Source organism: Rhodococcoides fascians A25f (assembly GCF_000760935.2).
Lineage (GTDB): Bacteria > Actinomycetota > Actinomycetes > Mycobacteriales > Mycobacteriaceae > Rhodococcoides.
On the sequence record NZ_CP049744.1, the window covers coordinates 2,559,660 to 2,584,504 of the forward strand.

General features: G+C 65.2%; 18 protein-coding genes. 10 read left to right on the forward strand and 8 right to left on the reverse strand.

All coding sequences use genetic code 11. From position 1 onward, the window contains the following. Positions 1-11: 11 nt before the first annotated feature. Together BH93_RS12195 and BH93_RS12200 are read left to right on the forward strand one after the other, a co-directional pair. Positions 12-1,322, forward strand: a complete 1,311-nt coding sequence (locus BH93_RS12195) for a DNA polymerase IV (protein ID WP_442981235.1) — start codon at positions 12-14, stop codon at positions 1,320-1,322. Positions 1,323-1,521: 199 nt separating this feature from the next. Further along, positions 1,522-2,010, forward strand: a complete 489-nt coding sequence (locus BH93_RS12200; protein ID WP_371828279.1) for a hypothetical protein — start codon at positions 1,522-1,524, stop codon at positions 2,008-2,010. A gap of 97 nt (positions 2,011-2,107) precedes the next feature. Here BH93_RS12200 and BH93_RS12205 read toward each other — a convergent pair whose 3' ends face one another. Beyond that, positions 2,108-2,851: a sensor domain-containing protein gene (locus tag BH93_RS12205; protein ID WP_037177489.1), complete on the reverse strand. Its 744-nt coding sequence runs from the start codon at positions 2,849-2,851 to the stop codon at positions 2,108-2,110. Next, on the reverse strand, positions 2,848-3,819 hold the full coding sequence (locus BH93_RS12210) for a hypothetical protein (protein ID WP_242459191.1): 972 nt from the start codon (positions 3,817-3,819) through the stop codon (positions 2,848-2,850). Before BH93_RS12210 ends, BH93_RS12205 begins: the two co-directional genes overlap by 4 nt. Before the next feature lie 70 nt (positions 3,820-3,889). On the opposite strand from BH93_RS12210, the gene lspA reads away from it, so the two are divergent. The 4 genes from lspA to dnaE all read left to right on the forward strand — a co-directional run bounded on the left by lspA (position 3,890) and on the right by dnaE (position 9,805). Then, the gene (gene lspA / locus BH93_RS12215; protein ID WP_080739273.1) at positions 3,890-4,540 is read left to right on the forward strand and encodes a signal peptidase II; all 651 of its coding nucleotides are present in this window, start codon (positions 3,890-3,892) and stop codon (positions 4,538-4,540) included. Further along, entirely contained in the window at positions 4,537-5,463 is a 927-nt protein-coding gene (locus tag BH93_RS12220; RefSeq protein WP_037177495.1) for an RluA family pseudouridine synthase, read from the forward strand. The genes lspA and BH93_RS12220 overlap by 4 nt, the downstream gene beginning before the upstream one ends. Next, complete coding sequence (locus BH93_RS12225) at positions 5,463-6,122, forward strand: hypothetical protein (RefSeq protein WP_037177498.1); 660 nt, start codon at positions 5,463-5,465, stop codon at positions 6,120-6,122. The genes BH93_RS12220 and BH93_RS12225 overlap by 1 nt, the downstream gene beginning before the upstream one ends. Positions 6,123-6,268: 146 nt before the next feature. Continuing rightward, complete coding sequence (gene dnaE, locus BH93_RS12230; protein WP_037177941.1) at positions 6,269-9,805, forward strand: DNA polymerase III subunit alpha; 3,537 nt, start codon at positions 6,269-6,271, stop codon at positions 9,803-9,805. On the opposite strand, the gene BH93_RS12235 is transcribed toward dnaE, so the two are convergent. Continuing rightward, entirely contained in the window at positions 9,776-10,045 is a 270-nt protein-coding gene (locus BH93_RS12235; protein WP_052065871.1) for a hypothetical protein, read from the reverse strand. The genes dnaE and BH93_RS12235 overlap by 30 nt on opposite strands. A 165-nt stretch (positions 10,046-10,210) precedes the next feature. Here BH93_RS12235 and BH93_RS12240 point away from each other — a divergent pair, with 165 nt between their 5' ends. Both BH93_RS12240 and ilvA read left to right on the forward strand, forming a co-directional pair. Beyond that, entirely contained in the window at positions 10,211-10,645 is a 435-nt protein-coding gene (locus BH93_RS12240; RefSeq protein WP_032379532.1) for a nitroreductase family deazaflavin-dependent oxidoreductase, read from the forward strand. 70 nt (positions 10,646-10,715) lie between these two features. Next, positions 10,716-12,071 (forward strand): threonine ammonia-lyase IlvA, encoded by a 1,356-nt coding sequence (ilvA, locus tag BH93_RS12245; RefSeq protein WP_037177946.1) that lies wholly within the window; start codon positions 10,716-10,718, stop codon positions 12,069-12,071. 1 nt (position 12,072) lies between these two features. Here ilvA and BH93_RS12250 read toward each other — a convergent pair whose 3' ends face one another. Further along, positions 12,073-12,597, reverse strand: a complete 525-nt coding sequence (locus BH93_RS12250; protein ID WP_032379530.1) for a TetR/AcrR family transcriptional regulator — start codon at positions 12,595-12,597, stop codon at positions 12,073-12,075. A gap of 137 nt (positions 12,598-12,734) precedes the next feature. Here BH93_RS12250 and BH93_RS12255 point away from each other — a divergent pair, with 137 nt between their 5' ends. Beyond that, positions 12,735-14,282: an MFS transporter gene (locus tag BH93_RS12255; protein WP_037177500.1), complete on the forward strand. Its 1,548-nt coding sequence runs from the start codon at positions 12,735-12,737 to the stop codon at positions 14,280-14,282. Here the strand turns inward: BH93_RS12255 and treZ are convergent. The 4 genes from treZ to BH93_RS12275 are packed head-to-tail and all read right to left on the reverse strand — an operon-like array spanning position 14,255 to position 22,889. Next, entirely contained in the window at positions 14,255-16,030 is a 1,776-nt protein-coding gene (gene treZ, locus BH93_RS12260) for a malto-oligosyltrehalose trehalohydrolase (protein ID WP_080739274.1), read from the reverse strand. The two genes, BH93_RS12255 and treZ, sit on opposite strands and share 28 nt — an antisense overlap. After that, entirely contained in the window at positions 16,027-18,402 is a 2,376-nt protein-coding gene (gene treY, locus BH93_RS12265) for a malto-oligosyltrehalose synthase (protein WP_037177503.1), read from the reverse strand. Before treY ends, treZ begins: the two co-directional genes overlap by 4 nt. Positions 18,403-18,405: 3 nt before the next feature. Continuing rightward, positions 18,406-20,697 (reverse strand): glycogen debranching protein GlgX, encoded by a 2,292-nt coding sequence (gene glgX / locus BH93_RS12270; RefSeq protein WP_037177506.1) that lies wholly within the window; start codon positions 20,695-20,697, stop codon positions 18,406-18,408. Between the two features lie 56 nt (positions 20,698-20,753). Beyond that, on the reverse strand, positions 20,754-22,889 hold the full coding sequence (locus BH93_RS12275) for an acyltransferase family protein (protein WP_037177509.1): 2,136 nt from the start codon (positions 22,887-22,889) through the stop codon (positions 20,754-20,756). A gap of 257 nt (positions 22,890-23,146) precedes the next feature. Between BH93_RS12275 and BH93_RS12280 the strand changes: the two genes are divergently transcribed. Then, a complete protein-coding gene (locus tag BH93_RS12280; RefSeq protein ID WP_037177511.1) occupies positions 23,147-24,355 on the forward strand; it encodes an MFS transporter in 1,209 nt (402 codons plus the stop codon). Positions 24,356-24,845 lie beyond the last annotated feature (490 nt).

A 24,845-nucleotide genomic window follows, 5' to 3' on the forward strand; every position in this document is an offset into this window, starting at 1 on the left:
TGCACCTGGACATGGATGCGTTCTTCGCCTCCGCCGAGCAACTGACTCGGCCCACGCTGCGGGGCCGCCCGGTTCTCGTCGGCGGAGCCGGCGGGCGAGGTGTGGTGGCGGGCTGCAGCTATCAGGCGCGTGCGTTCGGAGCCCGATCGGCGATGCCGATGCATCAGGCACGTCGACTGGTCGGTGCGAGTGCGGTGGTGCTGCCGCCGCGTTTCCCGCTGTACTCGGAGTTGAGTCGGCGGGGGTTCGAGGCACTACGGGGACCGATGCCCGTTCTCGAACAGCTCTCGATCGACGAGGCCTTCGGCGAGCCGCTCGAATTGGCCGGAGCTTCGGTCGGTGAGGTCGAGCAATTCTGCGCTGGGCTGCGCGCGCTGATACTCGCCGAGACCGGTTTGGTCGCCTCGATCGGTGCCGGATCGGGAAAGCAGATCGCCAAGATCGCGTCGGGCCTGGCGAAGCCCGATGGCATCACCGTCGTCGCCCCTGGAATACAAGCAGAGCTGATGGCGGCCCTGCCGGTGCGGAAGCTGTGGGGTATCGGACCGGTGGCAGGAGAACGGTTGCGGCGCTTGGGAATCGATACCATCGGCAAGTTCGTGGCCACCCCTGAGTCCGAGGTGGCGTCGATACTCGGGGCCACGATGGGGCCGAGTCTGCATCAGCTGGCGCGCGGCATCGACAATCGCGTGGTGGCCGAGCGGGCCGAGGCCAAGCAGGTCAGCGCCGAAACGACGTTCGCGCAGGACGTCATCTCCCTCGCTCAGCTACGCCCTGCCATCGAAGCCATCGTCGAATCGACTCATCGCCGGTTGCTGAAGGACGGCCGGGGTGCCAGAACCGTGGTGCTCAAACTGCGCAAGTCCGACATGAGCATCATCACCCGATCGGCGACGTTGCCCTACGCGACCGTGGACAAGCAGACGATCGTGGCCACCGCACAGCGACTGGCGGTCGATCCCGTCGACGTCGGACCGATCCGGCTGGTCGGGGTCGGCCTGGCCGGGCTGTCGGCCGTTCGGCAGGGATCTCTGTTTCCCGAACTCGAACACGAACCGGTCGTGGATGCGGCAGACGCAACGGAGGAGTCGGCCGTGCCGGTGGCGGCCGCCGCGGACGTCGTCGTTCCGGACGGTCCGCGGTGGCAGCCCGGTATGGACGTCAGGCATCCCGAATTCGGTCACGGCTGGGTGCAGGGTGCCGGGCACGCGGTGGTGACCGTGCGATTCGAGACCCGCACCACCGGGCCCGGGACCGCGCGTACCTTTGCCGAATCGGACGAGAACCTGGTCGTCGCCGATGTTCTCGACAGCCTGAAGTGAGTTGTGGCAGAGCTGAGGAAACTCTGTGAGGTTTCACAGGTAGGCGTTACGGGTTGTGTCTCGACCGATCCGAGCTGACATAGTGGACTCCGGTCCGAGACGACCACTACCCGCAACGACCGACGAGTCACAGAACGATCGAGACGTGACTCAGAGTGAAAAGGACAAGCACTTGAAGCTTCGCAACACCCGACGGGCAATGGTTGCCGGTATCGCCATCGCCGGTGCACTGACCATGACCGCCTGCAGCTCCGGCGGCGACGAAACGCCCACCGCGACGACGACCACGGCTGTCACCACCTCGGCCTCCACCGCTCCCGAGGGCGGCGCGTACCCGCCTGCACCCACGGTCGAGGAGCTCAACACTCAGCTCATGCGCGGACTCGATCCCAACGTCCCGGTCGAGGAGAAGGCGGCTCTGATCCAGGGCGCGTCCGAGGACCCGGATCTGATCAACCAGGTTGCGGCCGCTGCTGTGGCCAACAACGCTCAGATCGAGATCACCAGCATCGACGACCTCGGTACCGGAGTTCTCAACGCGGGCATCACCATCACCCTCAACGGGCAGGCCAACCCCGGCACGTTCCAGTTCGTCCCCGAGGACGGCGTGTGGAAGCTCTCCAAGGAGAACGCCTGCGGCATCGTTTCGCTCGCGCAGCTGACCAGCCCGGCGTGCCCCGCACCCTGAGTCCTGCCGATCGTCTCTGACCGCACCTGAACTGCCGGTGACATCTCCTCGCGGGGACATGTCACCGGCAGTTCTTCGTTCGGAGGCTCGTACCGACTCAGGCGCTGGGCGTGGCCGTTCGGATACGGTCGGCGGCGGCCTCGGCCACGGCCGTGACAGTCGCGGGTTCGAGTCCGCTCTGATCCGAGACGACGATCTGCAGGACGGTCGAATCGACCACGGCCACCACGACGTCGGAGATCAACGTGAATCCCTCGCTGCTGGTGGTCAGACGAATGGAGGCGGACGCGTCACCGATCTGCGGCTGCTCGCGGCCCGCCAGCGCGTACTCGACGCTCACCCCGTCCGCATCCGTGCCGGTGAACTCGGCGCACCCGGTCCACGCCTGCTGCACCGATGCGAATGCCTCTGCTGTTCCGGTCCCGGTGTAGCTCGCCGCGTCCTCGTCGATCGACGAGAAGTTCGGCCCCGAGAAGCGAGCCACCGCGGACGACGCCGCACCGCCGAGTTGTTCCGAGACCGGTGCCAGTACGGCCGCGCACGCAGACGGGTCGGTACTGGACTTGTCGGGTGAGTCGTAGTCGGGGGCCGGGTCCAATCCCAGATCTCGGACCGGGTCCGGAATCGAGGAGAAGCCGTCCGGCAAATCGCCCAGCCCCAGCATCGATGCCGTCAGAACGGCGCTGTCGGTGATGGGCACACCGAGCAGGGGATCGGGAGCCGCGACGGCAGTGGGTGCCGGCGCGGTGGCCTGCGACGGTTCGTCCGAGCTGCATCCGGCGGCTGCGGCGAGTCCGACCAACGACAGCCCGGCCAGCAGACGCGTGGTGGTTCGTGTCATCGGTCACCCCAGGTGATCGAATCTCCGACCGTCTGCCGCAACACGGTCGTGCTGTCGGGATCGGTGTACATCTGATCGCCACCCGCGGTGATCGTCCCACCGACGGGAAGCGGCTGCGTCAGGTCGATGTCGAGGGTTCCCGCGCCTGTATAGGTGTACGACGCGATGTTTAGCGTGCCGGAATTGTCGGGGAGGTCCCACACCGGTGATTCGGGTGTCTGTGTGATGGCGATATCCACGGTCGCCCGGTCGCCGTCGAGTGCTCGCAGCGTGACCATCGTGCGCTGGTTCAGGGTGATTCCGCTCAGCACCTGCTGATCGATTGTCCACACGGCACCGACACCGACTTCTGCGTCGGGAAAGGCGACGGAGCGGTACACCGCGGCGTTGAACGAGCGTTCGATGGCTGCCCTGGCGGTATCGAGCGCGGCATCGGCCGGAGTGATGTGCAACGCAGTGATCGCTCCGGACTCGGTGGCCGCCAGCCGCGCCGTGGAGCCTTCCGACGCGGACAGTGCGTCGGTCAGGCCCTCGTCGGGTGAGGTGGCGGCCCCGATGGTCAGGTCGATCGACCGCGTCGCCCCGGTCGAGGCGTCGTCTTCCGGCACGGCATCGGCCGTCGACGCGCTCAGCGGCACCGTCAACTCGGGACTGGAGAAGTCCTGCGCCGCCCCGACGTCGATCTGTTGCTGGACGGTGGACGTGGTCGTGAGGTCGATGTTCTGCGAGTCGGTGTCGGCTGTGTCGAAAGCCAGTACGCGGCGTGGCTCGGCCCCGGGGTCGACGACGGTGGTGGTCGTCGGCGTCACCGCGATCGTCACCTCGTTCGTGGACGCTGTCTGCTCGGCTGCGGGTTCGGTGTCGGTGCTCGAACATCCCGCCACCAGAGCCACCGCGCAGCATGCAGCGAGGAAACCGGCACGGACGGTGCTGGAGTGGACAGTGCTGGCGCGATCGGTCGACTTCACGGCCACCAGGCTACTGACAGCCCTGCCGGTAGCCGTACCGCGCGGCACGGATGAGTGTCCGCCGCCGCCGATGCGCCATGATGGACAGGTGAGTGAAGACCGCGCCGACGACCCGACACCCGAGAGCAGCGGTGTCTCGGCACCGAACGAGACCGCGGACCCGAAGGGGACCGATTCCGACAGCGCTGTCGCCAGGCCCGTGAAGCCACTGAAAACTCGACTGCTGATCGCCATCGCGGCGGTGATTCTGCTGTTCGATCTGGTGACCAAGATTCTGGTCGTGCACTTCGTGAAGCCCGGAAATCCGATCGAGATCGTCGGCAACGTGGTGACGCTGCGATTGGTGCGCAACCCCGGTGCGGCGTTCTCCATGGCCACCGGCATGACGTGGCTGCTGACGGTGGTGGCCGTCGCTGTCGTCATCGGTGTGATCAAGATCGGCCGGACGCTGCGATCACCGTGGTGGGCACTGGGATTGGGTCTGGTTCTCGGCGGCGCACTGGGCAACTTGATCGACCGCTTCTTTCGCGCTCCCGGTCCGTTCCAGGGCCACGTCGTCGACTTCGTGTCGGTGGGCTGGTGGCCGGTGTTCAATGTCGCCGACTCGTCCATCGTCTGCGGGGCGATTCTGCTCGTCGTGCTGAGTCTGTTCGGCTTCGAGCCGAACGGCGAACGCGTGACCAAGTCCACGTCCGATGCCCCGGAGAAGGCCGACTCGTGAGGGAATCGCGTTCCATGCCGGTGCCCGACGGTTTGGACGGAATGCGGGTCGATGCCGGGCTCGCGCGATTGCTGGGGCTCTCGCGTACCGTCGCCGCCTCACTGGCCGAAGAGGGTTCGGTTCTGGTCGATCACGGGGCCGTGGGCAAGTCCGATCGTTTGGCCGCAGGCTCGTGGCTCGAAGTGACACTGCCCGAGCCCGCCCGTGAGTTGACGATCGAAGCCGAACCGGTCGAGGGGATGGAGATTCTCTACGCCGACGACGATGTCGTGGCCGTGGACAAGCCCGTCGGTGTCGCTGCTCATGCCAGCGTGGGCTGGACCGGCCCGACGGTGATCGGCGGTCTGGCTGCTGCCGGCTTCCGAATTTCCACCTCCGGTGCACACGAGCGTCAGGGAATCGTGCACCGTCTCGACGTCGGAACGTCCGGGGTGATGGTGGTCGCGACGTCCGAGCGGGCGTACACCGTGCTCAAGCGTGCGTTCAAAGCGCGGACCATCGACAAGCGTTATCACGCTCTGGTGCAAGGACATCCGGATCCGAGCAGTGGAACCATCGATGCCCCGATCGGGCGACACGGCAGCAACGACTGGAAGTTCGCGGTGCGCGCGGACGGCAAGCCGAGCGTGACCCACTACGACACGGTCGAGGCGTTCCAGGCCGCGAGTTTGCTGGACGTACACCTGGAAACCGGTCGCACACACCAGATTCGAGTGCACTTTTCGGCCCTGCGCCACCCGTGCTGCGGGGATCTGACCTACGGGGCCGATCCGCGCCTGGCCGAACGGTTGGGCCTCGAACGCCAGTGGTTGCATGCACGTTCGCTCGGCTTCGCGCATCCGTCCGACGGCCGTTGGGTGGAGATCGAGAGTAAATATCCGGCCGACCTCGAGCACGCCCTCGAGGTGCTCCGGAAGGCGTGATGCGCGGATTCTCGGGCGTGGTCGGTCTCGTCGCCGCTGCCACTCTGGTGGTCGGGGGCCTGGCCGTCGTCGGGAACCTGAACCCGCAACGGCAACTGGGTGTGGGTACCGACCGGCTCGGCCCGGACAGCGGTGAGCAGGTGACCGACTACCTGGCTCGCGCCGAGACGAGCCTGCTCGCCGATGGTGCCGAACCCCGCTGGGGCTCTGTGTCGTTCGATCGCGAACTCACCGCCGAACAGGCCTACGCCGCGGCGAACGGTGTGCGCATCTCGCTGGTGCTCTTCCGAGTACCGCTCGATCGCGTGCAAACCCCGATACTCACGGTCGGTGTTCCCGGCAGTGAACGGTCGGTACTGAACTCGACCGCACGCGCTGCCGGACAGATACAGGAATCGTTCGGCGCAGGGGACCGGCAGGCGCAGATAGAGGCGGTGTCGCAGCGCCGGTTGCTGGGCGGGTGTGCGTGCGTGGTGACATTGGTGGTGCGGGGCACCGCGGCCGAGTTGAGCGAGGTGGCCGGCCGCGACGGCGTACGGGCTGTGGAGGCGCTTCCGCCCGACGCGGTGTCAGGGAAGTTCGCCGTCGAGCCGTTGCTTCCGGAGTACGTCGACATCGTCGGGCCGCTGCCGGACGACGGGCCGATTCCGGCGGAATGAGGGCAACTCCAGTCTCGTTCGTCACACGCGTCACGTCCTCCCAGGACACACCGACAGCTACGAAAATTCTGTCGGTTCCACCGCTTAGAGTGGGTGCATTCGCGGCTCGTATTTCGAAAACGCACGACCTTCAGGAGAGAACCTTCGTGGCCGATTCGTTCGTTCATCTGCACAACCACACCGAATATTCGATGCTCGACGGTGCCGCCAAGATCGGGGCCATGTTCGCCGAGGCGGCGCGGTTGGAGATGACGGCGGTCGGGATGACCGACCACGGCAACATGTACGGAGCCAGCGAGTTCTACAACGAGGCCAAGAAGGCCGGTATCAAACCGATCATCGGTATCGAGGCCTACATCGCCCCGGAGTCTCGGTTCAACAAGAAGCGCGTGCTGTGGGGCGATCGGAGCCAGAAGTCCGACGACGTCTCCGGTAGTGGTGCGTACACGCACATGACGATGGTCGCCGAGAACGCCACCGGCGTCCGAAACCTGTTCAAGCTGTCCTCGCTGGCATCCATCGAGGGCCAGCTGGGCAAGTGGGCCCGCATGGACGAGGAGATCATTGCCTCGCATGCGGAAGGCATCATCGCCACCACCGGCTGCCCGTCCGGCGAGGTACAGACTCGGCTCCGGCTCGGCCAGGAGCGTGAGGCGCTCGAAGCTGCAGCCAAGTGGCAGGAGATCTGGGGACCGGACAACTTCTTCCTGGAACTGATGGACCACGGCCTGTCCATCGAGCGGCGCGTCCGCGAGGGTCTGCTCGACATCGGTAAGAAGCTCTCCATCCCGCCGCTCGCTACCAACGACTGCCACTACGTCACCAAGGATGCTGCCGAGAACCACGAGGCGCTGCTGTGCATTCAGACCGGTAAAACTCTGAGTGACCCCACCCGCTTCAAGTTCGACGGCGACGGTTACTACCTCAAGTCGGCCGCCGAGATGCGTGCACTGTGGGACGACCAGGTGCCCGGTGCCTGCGACAGCACGCTGCTCATCGCCGAGCGAGTCCAGCCGTACGACGAAGTGTGGGCGCACCGAGACCGGATGCCCATCTTCCCGGTTCCCGAGGGCCACACCCAGGGCACCTGGCTGCGCCACGAGGTCATGACCGGGCTCGAGCGTCGGTTCCCCGACGGCCCGGCCGAGGACTACCTCGCGCGGGCCGAGTACGAGATCAAGGTCATCCTGGAAATGGGCTTCCCGGCCTACTTTCTCGTGGTCGGCGACCTGATCAACCATGCCAAGGCCGTCGGCATCCGCGTCGGGCCCGGCCGAGGCTCCGCGGCCGGATCGCTGGTGGCCTATGCCATGGGCATCACCAACATCGATCCGTTGCCACACGGTCTGCTGTTCGAGCGATTCCTCAACCCCGAGCGCGTGTCGATGCCCGATATCGATATCGACTTCGACGATCGTCGCCGCGGTGAGATGGTGCGTTACGCCACCGAGAAGTGGGGCAGCGATCGCGTTGCTCAGGTCATCACCTTCGGCACCATCAAGACCAAGGCGGCCATCAAGGACTCCGCACGAGTGCAGTTCGGGCAGCCGGGTTTCGGGATCGCCGATCAGATCACCAAGGCGCTGCCGCCGCCCATCATGGCCAAGGACATCTCGGTGGCCGGCATCACCGATCCGTCCCACGAGCGCTACAAGGAGGCCGTCGAAGTCCGTGCGCTCATCGACTCCAACCCCGACGTCGCGACGATCTACAAGACGGCCAAGGGCCTCGAGGGCCTGATCCGCAACGCAGGCGTGCACGCCTGCGCGGTCATCATGTCCTCTGAACCGCTCACCGACGCCATTCCGGTGTGGAAGCGCGCGCAGGACGGCGCGATCATCACCGGCTGGGATTACCCGTCGTGCGAGGCCATCGGTCTGCTCAAGATGGACTTCCTCGGTCTGCGCAACCTCACCGTCATCGGTGACGCGATCGACAACATCAAGGCCAACCGCGGGATCGAGATCGACCTCGACGCACTGCCGCTCGACGATCCGGCCACGTTCGATCTGCTCTCGCGCGGAGACACACTCGGCGTGTTCCAGCTCGACGGCAGTGCCATGCGAGACCTGCTACGCCGCATGCAGCCCACCGGCTTCGAGGACATCGTCGCCGTTCTGGCTCTGTACCGCCCCGGTCCGATGGGCATGAACTCCCACAACGATTACGCCGACCGCAAGAACGGTAGGCAAGAGGTCAAGCCGATTCACCCCGAGCTCGAAGAGCCACTCAAGGTGATTCTCGGTGAAACGTACGGCCTGGTGGTCTACCAGGAGCAGATCATGCAGCTCGCGCAGAAGGTCGCCGGGTACACCCTCGGCCAAGCCGACCTGCTGCGCCGCGCCATGGGTAAGAAGAAGCTCTCCGAGCTCGAGAAGGCGTACGCCGGGTTCCGCCAGGGCATGTTGGACAACGGTTTCTCCGAGGCGGCCATCAAGGCGCTGTGGGACACCGTGCTGCCGTTCGCGGGCTACGCGTTCAACAAGTCGCACTCGGCGGGCTACGGGCTGGTGTCGTACTGGACCGCGTATCTCAAGGCGAACTACCCGGCCGAGTACATGGCCGGCCTGCTCACCAGCGTCGGCGACGACAAGGACAAGGCCGCGATCTATCTTGCCGACTGCCGCAAGCTCGGCATCACCGTGCTGCCTCCCGACGTCAACGAATCCGAGCTGAACTTCGCGTCGGTCGGCAAGGACATCCGGTTCGGTCTCGGTGCAGTGCGCAACGTGGGCACCAATGTGGTCGCCTCGATCATCAGGGCGCGATCGGAGAAGTCGAAGTACACCGATTTCTCGGACTACCTGGGCAAGATCGACGCAATTGCCTGCAGCAAGAAGGTCACCGAATCCCTCATCAAGGCAGGCGCTTTCGACTCGCTCGACCATCCGCGCAAGGGCCTGATGCTCATTCACGCCGACGCGATCGACGCGGTGATGGGCACCAAGAAGGCCGAGGCGATAGGTCAGTTCGATCTGTTCGGCGGTGAGGACGCCGACGAGTCCATCTCCGCGGTGTTCAACGTTCGGGTGCCGGACGAGGAGTGGGAATCCAAGCATCGGCTCGCCCTCGAACGCGAGATGCTCGGCCTGTACGTCTCCGGCCACCCGCTCCTGGGCGTCGAGCACATGTTGGTCGCGAAGTCCGACTGCAATATCCCGACCATTCTCGAAGGTGACATCAAGGACGGAACTCAGGTCACCGTCGGCGGAATTCTGGCCTCGGTCAACCGGAGGATCAACAAGAACGGTCTGACGTGGGCGTCGGCTCAGCTCGAGGATCTGGCCGGTGGTATCGAAGTGCTGTTCTTCCCACAGGCGTACTCGGTGTTCGGTGCCGATGTCACCGAGGACTCGGTGGTACTCGTCAAGGGTCGGGTGTCGGTGCGCGACGACCGGGTCTCCTTGATCGCGAACGACCTTGCGGTACCAGATCTTTCGGCGATCGGTATCGACAAGCCTCTCGCGGTCAGTCTGCCGACGCGGCTGTGCACGGCGGACAAGGTCGGTGCTCTCAAACGAGTCCTGTCCAGCCACCCGGGAACCTCGGATGTGCACCTTCGGCTGGTGAGCGGTGACAAGATCACCACGATGAAGCTGGACGACAGTCTGCGCGTCACGCCGACATCGGCGTTGATGGGAGACCTGAAGGCGCTACTGGGACCCGGCTGCTTGACGGGGTGATGCAGGCGCGGTCGGGTGTAGCTCGGTGAGGCGCAGCGTCCACCAGGCCGCGACCGCGATCGCGGCACCGGCGAGTACTGCGGCGTGCAGGGAGCCGGCGATGACGAGCGTCGCGACGAACACGAATGATCCCAGCGCGAGGGCTTCCAGTTTGTAGACCGGCCACGCGATGCCTGCGACGTCGACGCTGCGCAGGGCAGCGGTGGGTCGGTGGCTCACCCGGGTGCTCGTGAAGGTCATCGCGTTCTCCTCTGCTGCGCCCGGTGTGGTGACGATTCGGCTGTCCGGCGCGCGAAGTTCAGACTATACCCACCGAAAGATTCGGTCCACCGAACTTGGCATCCGGACCAGGCAATGTGGCCGATCTTGTGGCGTCACGCGTACGAGAGGTGTTCACTGAAAGTCATGCCATTGACAGGAGAATACGAACCGAGTTCATCCGACTGGGCCCGTGAGCAGGCCGAGCGATACGAGAACTCCGGCGGAACCGAGGGCACGACCATGAACGGGATGCCGGTCGTGCTGCTGACCACCAAGGGGAACAAGAGCGGCAAGCTGCGCAAGTCGCCGTTGATGAGAGTCGAACACGACGGCGAGTACGCCATCGTGGCCTCGCTGGGCGGAGCGCCGAAGCACCCCGTCTGGTACCACAACGTCAAAGCCGAGCCGCTCGTCGAGCTGCAGGACGGAACCGAGAAGCACGACTACGTCGCTCGCGAGGTGACCGGCGACGAGAAAGCCGTGTGGTGGGAACGCTCGGTCGCTGCCTACCCCGATTACGCGGACTACCAGAAGAAGACCGATCGCGAGATCCCGGTGTTCGTCCTCGCGCGCGTCTGATCGCGAGCCGTCAGAGGAGTGGAACGGTCCCGAGTGGGTGACCGTTCCACTCTGGTGGCAGCATGTGCTGGTGTCTTCATCCCCTGACCTCGCCTCCCAGCACCCATCGTCGGTAGCCGTCACCGCTGCCGATATCGATGCCGCTGCGGTGCGGATTTCGTCGGTGGTGGCCGCGACACCCCTGCAGTTGTGCGAGCGATTGTCGGCCGAGACCGGCGCGAGGGTCTACCTCAAGCGCGAAGACCTGCAGATCGTGCGGTCGTACAAAATTCGTGGTGCCTACAACCTGATGGACCAGCTGACCGATGCGGAGCGGGCTGTCGGCGTGGTCACCGCGAGCGCAGGCAACCATGCTCAGGGAGTGGCGTTCGCGTGTCGCTCGATGCAGGTGCACGGTCGCATCTACGTTCCCGCGAACACCCCCAAGCAGAAGCGCGACCGAATCCGAGTGCACGGCGGTGACTTCGTGGAGCTCATCGTCATCGGCGATACGTTCGATGCCGCGGCAGCTGCCGCAGCCGCAGATGTCGCCCGCACCGGTGCCACCATGGTGCCGCCGTTCGACGATCCGCGAACCGTGGCCGGGCAGGGCACCATTGCCGCCGAGATGATCGATCAGCTCGGTGGGGCACCCGATGTCGTCGTGATGCCCGTCGGCGGAGGCGGATGCATCGCAGGCATCTCCAGCTACCTCCGTGAGCGCGCACCGCAGACGTCACTGGTGGGTGTCGAACCGTCCGGCGCGGCGTCGATGACCGCTGCGCTGATCGCCGGCGGTCCGGTGACGCTCTCCGAGATCGATCCGTTCGTCGACGGGGCCGCCGTCCGCCGCATCGGCGACGTGCCGTACGCAGCGTTGCAGTCGCTCGGTGCCACGGTGGTGTCCCATGCTTCGTTGCCGCTGATCACCGCGCCCGTGTTCGACAGTTCCGGCCCCGGTGCATTCCTGATCACCCAGATCGACGAGGGCGCGGTCTGTACCGCGATGCTCGAGCTGTACCAGAACGAAGGCGTCATCGCAGAGCCTGCAGGCGCGTTGGCCGTTGCGGCGCTCGAGCATCTCGACATCGCGCCGGGAAGCACAGTCGTGTGTTTGGTGTCCGGCGGCAACAACGACGTCTCTCGCTACGGCGAAATTCTCGAGCGATCGCTCGTTCACCTGGGCCTGAAGCACTACTTCCTCGTGGACTTTCCGCAGGAGCCCGGCGCACTGCGTCGTTTTCTCGACGAGGTGCTCGGGCCCGAGGACGACATCACCCTGTTCGAGTACGTCAAGCGCAACAACCGGGAGACGGGTGCCGCGCTCGTCGGCATTCAACTCGGCGATGCGGACGGCCTCTCTTCCCTCCTCGAACGTATGCGGTCATCGCACCTGCAGGTGGAGCAGTTGGAGCCGGGTTCGCCGGTGTACCGGTACCTGACCTGAGTCAGCGACCGAGCAGGCGGTCGACGACGCGTTTGTGCAGTTCGGGGTCCACGGCCGGCAGGTCGAGCACGGCACCGAGGTAGATTCCGTCGCCGACGAGCCGGATGATTTCGGCCTGGACCGGATCGTCTATCTCTGTGCGTAGACCCTCGTCCCACTGCTGCATCATGTCGGTGACGGCATCCTGCACCTCGCCCGAGTTCCCGTCGACGCTGCGCAGTGCCGCCAGCGTGGAGCGATACAGGGCGATTTCCTTGTCCGAAATGGAATCGGGTGGCTGCAGATACCACTCCGCCACAGAGGTGCCACCCTCCGCAGCGTCGGCACGCTGTAGATCGGCCTGAACGGCGAGCCGCCGGACCATGGCAGCAACCAGCGCGTCCTTTGTCTTGAAGTGATACAGCAAGCCGCCCTTCGATACCCCGGCGGCGGCGGCGACGCTGTCCAGAGTCACTTTTGTCATGCCGTGTTCGAGGAGCAGCGTCTCGAGTGAGTCCAAAATTCGGTCGCGGGTGTCCGATGACATGGAATCCACTTTACCGGCTGGACGGTTCGCGGTACTCTCAATCACTGTACCGGCTGGACGGTTGGTGCTGTGGAGCGTTTCGGACCCGGCGATCGCCGGCGCACCGGGCGCAGAACGTAGGAGATGTAGTGAGTGACATGCGCACCGGTTCGGTGCACGAGGTAGCCGGGGGATCCGAGCACCGGGCGACCCCGCGGGACTGGCTCGGTCTGGTGGTACTGGCGTTCGCCGTGTTGCTCATCGCTGTCGATGGCACTGTCCTCGACCTGGCATTGCCTTTCATCAGTTCGGACTTGGCACCGACCAGCAACCAGTTGCTGTGGATCATCGATGTCTACTCGTTCGTGCTGGCCGGCCTGCTCATCACCATGGGCACGCTCGGCGACCGAATCGGCCGTCGCCGATTGCTACTGATCGGTGCTGCGGGCTTCGGCATCGCCTCACTCGTAGCGGCCGTGTCGACCAGCGCGGAGATGCTGATCGCGGCCCGCGTGTTGCAGGGTATTTCCGGTGCGACACTGATGCCCGCGACCCTGGGCTTGATTCGAACCATCTTCCTGAACCCGCGTCAACGCGTCGCCGCGATCGGAGTATGGGGCGCGATGGCCGGTGGCGGTGCCGCTGCCGGTCCGCTCGTGGGCGGTTGGCTGCTCGAGCACTTCTGGTGGGGATCGGTGTTTCTCATCAACATCCCCGTGATGCTCGTGCTGATCGCGCTGGGACCGCTGGTGATTCCCGAGTCGAAGGACCCGAACCCGGGTCGGTTCGACCTGACGAGTTCGGCGCTGTCGATGCTCGCCATCGTGCCGCTGGTATTCGCGGTGAAGGAGACCGCGGCACACGGCTTCGAAGTGGTCTACCTGCTGTCGGCGGTGGTCGGTGTGATCGCCGGATACGTGTTCGTCCGCCGTCAGCGCACCCTCGCGGCACCGATGATCGACCTGAGACTGTTTGCCAACCGGGCCTTCTCGACGGGCGTCGCAACGAACTTCCTGTCGGTGTTCGCCCTCGCCGGGGTCCTGTTCTTCGGTTCGCAGTATCTGCAGCTCGTGCTCGGCAACAGCCCGCTCGAGGCGGGTCTGTTGCTGCTTCCCGGTACCGCCGCCAGCATCGTCACCTCACTGCTGGTTGCGGTCCTGGTTCGATACTTCAGTGCGGGAACGGTTCTCGGGGTCGCAATGTTCGTCGCCGCCGCGGGTGCCGGGATCCTGGTCGGCCTCGCAACCGACAGCGGTCCGGCCCTGTTCATTGCCGGGTTCGTCCTCGTGGGGGCCGGTGTCGGTGTCGCGCTGACGCTGACCTCGGAGCTGGTGGTCAGCGCCGTCGAACCCGAACGGGCGGGAGCTGCCTCGGCAGTGTCGGAAACCGCATACGAACTGGGTATCGCACTGGGCGTCGCACTTCTCGGCACCGTTGTCATGGCGACCTTCCGTCGCGGCATCGACGTCACGCAGCTGACCCCCGAACTGGGGGCAAGGGCCGGTGAGACTCTCGGCGGTGCCGATTCGGTAGCCCGTGAGCTGCCGGACTCGGTGGCGACGGGTCTACTGGACTCCGCGCATGCTGCCTTCGTCTCGGGCATGCATGTCGCGGCCGTCGCCACCGCGGTGGTGCTGGCGATCACCGCCGTGTTCGTCCTGGTCAATCTACGCAGGCGTCAGGATTCCAGTACCACGACGGAGTGACCGGGAACCGTTGTGGCAGAGCCAGTTTCGTCCGATGTCGTCGGCTCCCACTCGAGCAGTGGTGAGCCGCCGACCGGCACGGTCACAGCGGATTCGGACAGGTTGCACACCACGCTGAGTCGGCTACGGCGAACGACGATCCATTTCGCGTCCTCGTCGTAGTCCACCTTCACGTGGTCCAGCCACGGGTCGGTCAGTTCGGTCCGGTCGCGGCGCAGCGTCAACAGATCGCGGTAGACGGCCAACAGTCGTGCATGGTCGCCGTCGCCCAGTTCCGACCAGTTCAGCTTCGACCGCGTGAAGGTCTCGGGATCCTGTGGGTCCGGGATATCGCTCTTGTCCCAGCCATGTTCGGCGAATTCCGCCTTGCGTCCCTCGGCGGTCGCCTTACCGAGCTCGGGCTCTGGATGAGAGGTGAAGAACTGGAACGGCGTGGACGCTCCCCACTCCTCTCCCATGAACAACATCGGTGTGTAGGGCGAGGTCAACACCAGAGCAGCCTTGATAGCGAGCTGGCCGGGGGAGAGGTAGAAACCCGGTCGATCGCCGATTGCGCGGTTACCGACCTGATCGTGTGTGGTCGTGTAGGTCACCAGCGAACTGGCCGGAATTCGGCGCGTGTCCAGCGGGCGGCCGTGGATCCGACCGCGGAAGCTCGAATACGTTCCGGCATGAAAGAACCCCTGCCGCAGCGTGTTCGCCAAGCCCCGGAGGGAACCGAAATCGCCGTAGTAGCCCTGCCGCTCACCGGAGACAGCCGCGTGGATCGCGTGGTGAATGTCGTCGTCCCATTGCGCGTCGAGTCCGTAGCCGCCACCCGACCGTGCCGTGATCAGCGAAGGATCGTTGAGGTCGCTCTCGGCGATCAGGGTCAGTGGACGACCGAGATGCGCTGACAGAGTGCGGGTTTCGATCGAGAGCTGCTCGAGCAGATGCACCGCGGTGTGGTCGACTATCGCGTGAACTGCATCCAGTCGCAACGCGTCGATGTGGAACTCGGAGAACCAACGCAGAGCGTTGTCCAGGGCGTATCGCCGAACCTCGCCCGAGTCTGCATCGGCGTAGTTGATTGCCTGGCCCCAGCTGTTGGCCCCTTCGGTCATGTAGGGGCCGAAACGTTCGAGATAGTTGCCGGACGGGCCGAGGTGGTTGTAGACCACATCGAGGACGACGCCGATGCCGCGGCCGTGGCATGCGTCGACCAAGCGCTGCAACCCTTCCGGGCCGCCGTACGCCTCGTGCACGGTGTACCAGAGCACGCCGTCGTACCCCCAGTTGTGCACACCGTTGAACCCGTTGACCGGCATGATCTCGATGAACGAGACGCCGAGATCGACGAGGTGATCGAGCTTGCCGATGGCCGCCTCGAAGGTGCCCTCCTCGGTGAACGTCCCTATGTGCAGTTCGTAGATCGAGGAGCCGGGTAGTTGACGCCCGGTCCATGCCGAATCGGTCCACAGCGTGGGATCGACGTCGAACACCTGGGACAGCTCGTGCACGCCGTCGGGCTGCCTCGGTGATCGCGGATCGGGCAGTGCCTTGTCTGCGTCGTCGAGCAGGTAGCCGTATCGAGAGTTCGGTGCGGCATCGACGTCGGCGTGCCACCACCCGTCCGAGGAACGCTGCATCGGATGCACCGTGTCGTCGAGTTGCAATCGGACCGTCTCGGGGGACGGTGCCCAGACCTGGAATCGTCGTGTCGTCGCCGAAGAGGTCGCTGCCGTCGATGTCGCTGATGTCGATGTCACTGTGTCACCGCTTCTTCGTTGTCGCGCACCAGGAGTGCGACCGGGAGTGAGGCGAACATCTCGGCTACCGAGACGGTGCCCGTGTGTTCGGAGCCGGTGATGCGATCGCGCCATCGGCCGTCGGGCAGCGTCACGGATGTCTCGCCCCAGCCCGTCTCGGACACGCCGAGCGAGAGTCTGGTCGCCAGTGCGATCACGTCGGCGTTTCCGGGAACCGGTCCGCGTGCGAATCCGACGAGGTGCTCGGCCGCGGATCCGTCCGCGACGATCGGCGCGTAGGTGCCACCGACGAAGCTCTCCGGCCGCTCGCGGCGCACGTGCAGCGCGGAGCGAACCACGGCCAGCTTGGCAGCACCCGTATCGATCGAGAGTGCATCGGTGTTCGACGCGGCGAGCATCGATCGACGGACGGAGTAGTCGACGGGTCTGCGGTTGTCGGGGTCGACGAGCGAGTCTTCCCACAACTCGGTGCCCTGGTACACATCGGGGATGCCGGGCCCGGCCAGATTCAACAGTTTCTGACCCAGTGCGTCGGAATGGCCGTGGGGAGCGAGCTTGTCGACCAGCATCGTCATCGATCGAGCGACGGCACCGTCGAAGATGGCGTCGAGCCAGCTGTGTACCGCGGACTCGAACTCCTCGTCCGGAGCAGTCCACGTCGTGCGGAGGGCGGCCTCGCGGATTGCCTTCTCCGCGTAGGCGTGAACGCGCTCACGCAGCGTGGACGTGATCACTCCGTCGACCGGCCAGATGCCGAAAAGGTTCTGCCACAAAAACATTCCTGTTGTACCGTCGGGACTCGGGGTCAGTTCTTCCCAGTCCGTGATGCAGCGAGCCCACAGTTCGGGAGTCTGTGACAGCACGCCGATTCGCGCCCGTACATCCTCGCCGCGTTTGGTGTCGTGAGTCGACAGGGTGGTCATCGCAGCCGGCCAGCGTTGCGCTCGATCGGCGTTGGTCAGATGGAAATACGCTGTGCTGCAACCGAATCGGCTCGGGTCGCCGCCCACCTCCTGCAGGGAGATCAACCGGTTGGCGCGGTAGAACAGGCAGTCCTCTACGCCTTTGGCCGTGACGGCACCGCAGACCTGGTCGAAGCGGACCGGCGATTCTGCACCGGTGACGAGGGCGGTCGCCAGTGCGCCCAGACCGCCGGCCAGGTCCGGCTGCTCCTCGCCGACAGCAGCGATCACGCCCGGCAGCACGCCTGCGAGCGGCGCGTAGTCGGTCCGGTAGACCGGTACGGCCGCGACGACGGCAACGATCGCGTCGATGACGGACTCGAGGTCGACGGTGGTGCCGGACTCGCGAACCACGGCCCGAGCGAGGCGTCGCACCTCGGGGGAGAGGTCGCCGCGCGCAACGCCGGTCTTGAGATCCAACTCTGTCTCGTGCAACGTCTCGGCGTCGTAGGCGATGCCCGAGCGCACCTGAGACAGAGCAGTGAGTGCATGAACGCCCTCAGGGTCGACGAACACTCCGCCGACCGCGGCCAACGCGTCGTACCCGGTCGTTCCGTCGACGGGAAGCGACTCGTCCAGCGGTTCACCGTCGGCCAGAATCTTCTCGATGACGAGCCACCGGTCGGGCCCGAGAAGTCCGCGCAGTTCGGTGAGGTAGCCGGCGGGGTCGGCCAGGCCGTCGGGATGGTCGACCCGCAATCCGTCGATCAGTCCGTCGTCGATCCAACCGGCCACCTGACGATGGGAGTCGGTGAAGACGTCGAGGTCTTCCTGCCGGATTCCCGCCAGGCCGTTCACGGAGAAGAACCGTCGGTATCCGATCAGCCCGTCGGACCAGCTCACCAATCGGTAGGCCTGGCGGTCGTGTACGGCCTGCGCATCGTCACCGTCGGTGCCGTCTGCGATGGGGAAGCGGTGCTCGTAGAACGCGAGCAGAGGCTGCTCCTCCGAGCGGTCGACGGTCAGCTCGCCGACGTCGCTCGCGCTGCCGAGCACGGGGATCGCGATCTTGCCGTCGACGCCGTTGTCGGCTCCGAAGTCGATGTCGAAGTACGTCGCGTACTCGGAGTCGCGACCGCGTCGCAGCACGTCCCACCACCACGCGTTCTGGCGCGGGTCCTCCACTCCGACGTGGTTGGGGACGATGTCGACGATTATCCCCATGCCCAGCTCTGCGGCACGAGAATGCAACTGCGTCAACGCTTCTCGGCCGCCCAGGGCGGCCGACACCGTCGAGGTGTCGGTGACGTCGTATCCGTGTGTCGATCCGTCGGTCGCTGTCAGGATCGGTGACAGATACAGGTGAGTGACCCCGAGGTCGTGGAGGTAATCGACCACGTCGGAGGCGTCGGCCAGGGTGAAGGCATCGCCCCGCAGTTGTAACCGGTATGTACTGGTGGGCAGCGGCATGTGTCAGGCAGTCTTTCGTAGAACGAGCAAGGAACGAGCGGTGACTTCCACCGGTGTACCCGCTTCTATCGATTTCTCACCCGCTCCCGTTCGGGCTGCTGTGTCCAAGGCGACCGTCCACTCCTTGGCGTAGTTCCCGTCCGGGGTCACGAACTCGAGCGTCTCGTGATGTGCGTTGAAGCACAACAGGAACGAGTCGTCCACCACTCGCTCACCGCGCTGATTCGGTTCCGGAATTCCTTCGCCGTTGAGGAACACGGTCAGCGACTTGCCGAAGCCGCTGTCCCAGTCCTCGGGCGTCATCTCTTCGCCCGCAGGGGTCAGCCAGGCGATGTCTCGTGCCTGCTCACCGGTTCGGATGGGACGGCCCTCGAAGAACCGGCGCCGGCGGAACACCGGGTGTTCGGCGCGCAATGCGATGGCGTTGCGCGTGAACTCGATCAGTTCCGCATTGGTCTCGGCCAACGACCAGTCCATCCATGCCAGTTCGGAGTCCTGGCAGTAGACGTTGTTGTTGCCCTGCTGTGTTCGTGCCATCTCGTCGCCGTGAGCGATCATCGGCGTACCTTGGCTGAGCAGCAAGGTCGCCATGATGTTGCGAATCTGGCGGGCTCGGAGGTCCAGAATTTCCGGATCGTCGGTCGGTCCCTCGACGCCGCAGTTCCAGGACCGGTTGTGACTCTCGCCGTCGTTGTTGCCCTCACCGTTGGCCTCGTTGTGCTTGTCGTTGTACGAGACCAGGTCGTTGAGGGTGAATCCGTCGTGGGCAATGACGAAGTTGATGCTGGCTCCGGGGCGACGACCGTTCGACTCGTACAGATCCGAGGATCCGGTCAGCCTCGACGCGAACTCGCCCAGCGTCGCGGGCTCCCCGCGCCAGTAGTCACGCACGGTGTCGCGGTACTTGCCGTTCCACTCCGTCCACAGGCCGGGGAAGTTGCCGACCTGGTAGCCACCCTCACCGATGTCCCAGGGCTCGGCGATCAGCTTCACCTGGCTGACGACCGGGTCCTGCTGAACGAGATCGAAGAATGCACTGAGGCGATCGACGTCGTGCAGTTCGCGAGCCAACGTGGATGCGAGGTCGAATCGGAACCCGTCGACGTGCATCTCGGTCACCCAGTAGCGCAACGAGTCCATGATCAGCTGCAGCGTGTGCGGGTGCCGGGCGTTGAGACTGTTGCCGGTACCGGTGTAGTCCATGTAGTGCTCGAGATCGCCGTCGACGAGCCGGTAGTACGCCGCGTTGTCGATGCCGCGGAAGCTGATGGTCGGGCCCATGTGATTGCCCTCGGCGGTGTGGTTGTAGACCACGTCGAGTATCACCTCGATGCCGGCGGCGTGGAACGAGCGAACCATGGCCTTGAACTCGGTGACCGCCGCACCGGGGGACTGCAGTGAGGAATATTCCGCGTGCGGGGCCAGGAAGCCGAATGTGTTGTAGCCCCAGTAGTTTCGCAGTCCCTTGTCCAGCAGAACCTGATCCTGCATGAACTGGTGCACCGGCATCAGTTCGATGGCCGTGACTCCGAGGTGGTTGAGGTGATCGATGATCGCCGGATGCGCCAGCCCGGCGTAGGTGCCGCGCTCGGCCTCGGGAATGTCGGGGTGGTTGATCGTCATGCCCTTGACATGGGCCTCGTAGATCACGGTCTCGTGGTACGGGCGTTTGGGGGCGCGATCCGCCTGCCAATCGAAGAACGGGTTGATCACGACGGTGGTCATCGTGTGACCGAGCGAATCATGCTGCGGGAAATCGTTGTTCGGCACGTCGTCGTGCGCGATGGGAGCTTCCTCGATGATCTCGTCGTCGGGATCGGCAAGATCGGTGGCGTCCTCGAACGGGGCCTCGGCGTCGAGTGAATCCGCGGATTCGTCGTCGATCTGTACCTCGGGTTCGGGTTCGGGAGCGGGCGCGTCCATGTTGTACGAGAACAGCGATCGGTCGCCGTCGAACGATCCCTCGAACGCCTTGCCGTACGGATCCACGAGCAGCTTGCTCGGGTCGCAGCGATGCCCGGCTGCCGGATCCCACGGGCCGTGAACGCGGTAGCCGTAGCGCTGACCCGGTACCACGGTGGGCAGATATGCGTGCCAGACGTAGCCGTCGGACTCCTCGAAGCGGATGCGGGTCTCGGTTCCGTCGTCGGCGATCAAGCACAGATCCACGGCCTCCGCGACCTCGGAAAACAGTGCGAAATTGGTTCCTGCTCCGTCGTAGGTCGCGCCGAGCGGATAGGCGGATCCCGGCCATACTGCGATGGCAGGCGTGTCGTCGGAGGCTTCGTGCAGCATGGATCAACCCTACTGTGGCCGGTGGGCCCGGGCTTACCGAGCGCGAGGCGCTCGGCTCACGGTCCGGCCCACCACCCGGTGGCCGATCCGACCTGCCGTCCCAGCTCGGTGGTCAGAGTTCGCACGTAGGTCGCAGTGAGATGATGCTCGTCACGGTAGACGAGTACGTTGCCTTGCTCGACGCGGCACACGGTGGCGTCGCAGACTGCATCGGACAGGTCGAGAGCGGAGAACCCGGGGAGCCGAAACGAGGCCGCAAGCGCCGGATTGACGGGGTCGAGTGCTTCGTCCCTGGGAATGCCGCACGAGGTGGCATCGCCGCCGTCGGCCAGGCAATCGATCGCCCGGTACGCGAGCCACGGGGTGTCCCGAACGCCCAGAATTCCGACACCGTCCGCAGCGAGTTGCTGCCACACCGCGGCGTACCAGGTGGGGGTGTAATCGCCGGGGAAGTCCTCCCGCGGGCGGGTGGCGGTGGTGAACACGTAGGCAGGTTCCATCGCTGCGACGTCGGCGAGCACGGTCTGCGTCCAGTCGAGGCAATCCGGGTATTCGTTGGGGCCGAGCATCGGCATCGTGTCGATGCTCAACGGGCAGCCCATCTTCAGGAATGTGACGACCTTGAACCCGTGCTGGAGTCCGAGCGCGTCGAGGGCCGTCACCCAGTGCTCGGCGTGCGAGCTGCCCGCCAGCACGATGGTTCGGTTCGCGTCGAGGTCGCCGTAGCTACACGAGACCGCATCGCGTGTTTCGAAGTCGGCGATGCAGCCTTCGAGGGTAGTGGCGGGGAGGTCCTCGGGAGCCGAATACAGCGGGGGACGGACGGCGGCCGGTTCGGCGCGAATTCCGTCGGTCAGTTCGAGCGCCCCCGGGTGAGTCAGTTCGTCGACCGATTCATCGGCCTGCACCGCGGTGATCGACCGGTCGATGTAGACGTTCCATCCGACCGAACCGGCCGTGACGGCGAGCGCGGCGATCCCCGCGCAGGCAGTGACCGCGATGCGTCCCGGCGTGAACGTGTTCGACTGCGTGGGGCGCTCGACCAGGCGCACGGTCAGCCATGCGAGTGCGACCGACGCCCCGACGATGCCGAGACCCCCGAGCGCGTCGGCATGGGATCTGCCGGTGGCCGACAAGTAGAAGATCAGCAGCGGCCAGTGCCACAGGTACAGCGGAAATGCGATCGATCCGACCCAGGCGAAGAACCGGTTGGAGAGCGTTGCCGCTACGGCGGTCTCGGACCCGGCGACGATCAACGCGAGGGTCGCGAGCACCGGAATCGAAGCCAGGGGACCGGGAAACGCAGTCACTCCGTCGACGACGAAACCGCACGCGACGATGACGGTCATGCCGAGAACGGCAAGGACTCCGCGTGCCGTCGACGACAAGCGGGCACGTCCGGGCGAGGCGGCGGCCACCGCGCTGTTGGATCGCGAGGCGAGCACTGCCGCCAGTGCCGCACCGAGCATGATCTCCCAAAGGCGCGCACCGGTGTCGTAGTAGTTCCAGGCCTGATGCCGTCGAACACCGTCCGCCGCGTACACGAAGGACACCACAGCGATCATGGCGAAGATCACGGCAAAGGTGCGTGGTCGCAGACTTCGTGGCCCCTTGGGTCGGGCGATGCGTCGGAGCCATGCGAGACCGAACACGACGGCAATGGCCAGCAGATAGAACTGGAACTGCACGGCGACCGACCACAGATGCTGAACGGGGCTCACCGAGGGATCGGCCGCCAAGTAGTCGTTCGCTGTTGTCGCCAGCTGCCAGTTCACGTAGTAGAAAACACCGGATACGAGTTGATCACCCAGGTCTGCCCAGCGGGTGCGCGGCAGCAGGAACACCGATGCGACGGCGACTGCGAGCAGCGTGATCAACAGCGGTGGACCCAGCCTGCGCAGCACGCGCGTGATGCGGGTGATCGGATTCAGGCTTGCCCCGGCCTCGGCCGATCGCAGTAGGGATGCGGTGAAGAAGAACCCGGACAGCGTCAGGAAGACGTCGACGCCACCCGACACGCGACCCATCCAGATGTGGAACACGACGACGAGTGCGATCGCGACGCCGCGCAAGCCGTTGAGATCTCGCCGTTGCGGTGGTCGACCCTGTGGGCCGGGTGCCGGAGCGGAAGCGCCCTGGACCGGTGTCGAGAAATCGGTGGCCGAGTCGCTGTCGGTCGGGTGTACATGCATGAAGGAGAAGTGGCTCCGGCTGTCGATCGACTACTCGGTCGGATGTGCGATACCGGGCAAACAATACGTGTACGCGAGGTGAAGCACTTCTCGGAGTCTGCTTCGGGGCAATAGTCCCAGTTCGGGAGCGTAGAGGCTGATCCGGCGCATTGTCTTCTTGCGCGGATAGAGCGCGTGTGCAACTATTTGCCAAGCGCGTGCAACTACACGCGATAGCCAGATATTTACCTACGCCACTTCGTCTCAGGAGATTCGACATGCCTCTCGGCCTGCTCGCCCTCGCAATCGGAGGATTCGGCATCGGTTTGACCGAATTCGTCATCATGGGCCTACTACCGGAGGTCGCGGCCGACTTCTCGGTTGCCGAAGCCACTGCCGGCTGGCTCATCACCGGATATGCGTTGTCCGTCGTCGTCGGAGCGCTGGTGGTCACCGCTGCGGTGACGCGACTTCCCCGCAAGACCGTCTTGCTTGCACTGATGTGCCTGTTCATCGCAGGCAACCTGATTTCTGCACTCTCGGGCAGCTACGACACGATGCTGCTCGGTCGTGTGGTCGCCGCACTGTGCCACGGAGCCTTCTTCGGAATCGGTGCCGTGGTCGCGGCAGGTCTGGTCGAGCCCGCAAAGAAGGCGGGAGCGATTGCCATGATGTTCGCCGGCCTCACCGCCGCCAACGTTCTCGGCGTTCCGTTCGGAACGTTCCTCGGTCAGAGTTACGGATGGCGGTCGGCGTTCTGGGCCATCACGGTGATCGGCATCGTTGCGCTGATCGGCATCGCGGCCCTCGTTCCTCGGGAAACCGGGATCGGTGAGGAGAGCGATCTGCGCCGCGAATTGCGTGCGTTCCGGTCTCCCCAGGTGTGGCTCTCCATCGCCACGACGGTGCTCGGGTTCGGCGGTATGTTCGGCGCGTTCACGTATATCGCGTTCACCCTCACCGACGTCAGCGGGTTCGCGTCGAGCTCGGTGCCCTGGCTGCTCGTGCTGTTCGGTGGAGGCCTCTTCATCGGAAATTACCTCGGCGGCAGGGCCGCCGACCGCAACCTCACCGCCACGTTGCTGACGTTGCTCGGCGCGTTGACCGTCGTTCTCGTCTTCTTCGCGCTCACCGCAGAGAGTCGACCGGCGACTGTTGCCTCTCTCGTCCTCATGGGCGCTTTCGGTTTCGCGACGGTGCCGGGGCTGCAGATGCGGGTGATGTCGTTTGCGCCCGACGCTCCGACGATGGCGTCCGGTGCGAACATCGCCGCGTTCAATCTCGGAAATGCGTTGGGCGCGTGGCTCGGCGGCGTGACGATCTCGGCCGGCCTCGGCTACACCTCGCCCATCTGGGCCGGATCCGGTATCACCGTGCTTGCGTTGCTGGTCCTGTTGTTCGCAACTCGTCTGCTGCGCCGCTCCGCTTCGGGTGCCGCAGTGGACGGAGTGAGCGCAGCAACCAGTGCTGCGGGATCGTCCACCTGAACACCGAACGAGTGAGCGAAGCCGGATATCCGCCATCGCGGCAGGAGTGCGGGAACCACCACCTCTGCGGCACTGGACAGCTCGATATCGACCGTGGTGCCGTCCTGGTTCGGTAGGACGAGCCGGCCTCCGTCGAGAGCGGGCGACACGACGCCGTAGCGACGGTGGATACGAACCGACACGATGTTCGCACGGTCGACCCTCGCTACGACCGTGCCCGACATGCGCATAACGAGGGCTTCGGGTGAGAGAACATGCGGGTGCGCCCGAGCCAGGGCGACCGATGATGCGAGTAGCACCAGGGACGCCACCGACGCGGCTGCGACCAGCGCACTGAGCCACAGCCACGGAATCAGCAGGTGCAGAACGACCATCTCGATCACGGTGGCAGCACCGAACATCAGGGGTAATCCGAGTGTTCCGCGGGTAGCAGTGAACACGGTCGCGTCCGCAGCGATCGGCGCGTGCTGCCCGCGCGTCCAGAGCGCCA

Coding starts and splice junctions, on each gene's coding strand:
- BH93_RS12195 (WP_442981235.1), top strand. CDS start 12: ATGGATGCGTTCTTCGCCTCCGCCGAGCAACTGACTCGGCCCACGCTG.
- BH93_RS12200 (WP_371828279.1), top strand. CDS start 1,522: ATGGTTGCCGGTATCGCCATCGCCGGTGCACTGACCATGACCGCCTGC.
- BH93_RS12205 (WP_037177489.1), bottom strand. CDS start 2,851: ATGACACGAACCACCACGCGTCTGCTGGCCGGGCTGTCGTTGGTCGGA.
- lspA (WP_080739273.1), top strand. CDS start 3,890: ATGCGCCATGATGGACAGGTGAGTGAAGACCGCGCCGACGACCCGACA.
- BH93_RS12225 (WP_037177498.1), top strand. CDS start 5,463: ATGCGCGGATTCTCGGGCGTGGTCGGTCTCGTCGCCGCTGCCACTCTG.
- BH93_RS12235 (WP_052065871.1), bottom strand. CDS start 10,045: ATGACCTTCACGAGCACCCGGGTGAGCCACCGACCCACCGCTGCCCTG.
- BH93_RS12240 (WP_032379532.1), top strand. CDS start 10,211: ATGCCATTGACAGGAGAATACGAACCGAGTTCATCCGACTGGGCCCGT.
- BH93_RS12250 (WP_032379530.1), bottom strand. CDS start 12,597: ATGTCATCGGACACCCGCGACCGAATTTTGGACTCACTCGAGACGCTG.
- BH93_RS12255 (WP_037177500.1), top strand. CDS start 12,735: ATGCGCACCGGTTCGGTGCACGAGGTAGCCGGGGGATCCGAGCACCGG.
- treY (WP_037177503.1), bottom strand. CDS start 18,402: ATGCCGCTGCCCACCAGTACATACCGGTTACAACTGCGGGGCGATGCC.
- glgX (WP_037177506.1), bottom strand. CDS start 20,697: ATGCTGCACGAAGCCTCCGACGACACGCCTGCCATCGCAGTATGGCCG.
- BH93_RS12275 (WP_037177509.1), bottom strand. CDS start 22,889: ATGCATGTACACCCGACCGACAGCGACTCGGCCACCGATTTCTCGACA.
- BH93_RS12280 (WP_037177511.1), top strand. CDS start 23,147: ATGCCTCTCGGCCTGCTCGCCCTCGCAATCGGAGGATTCGGCATCGGT.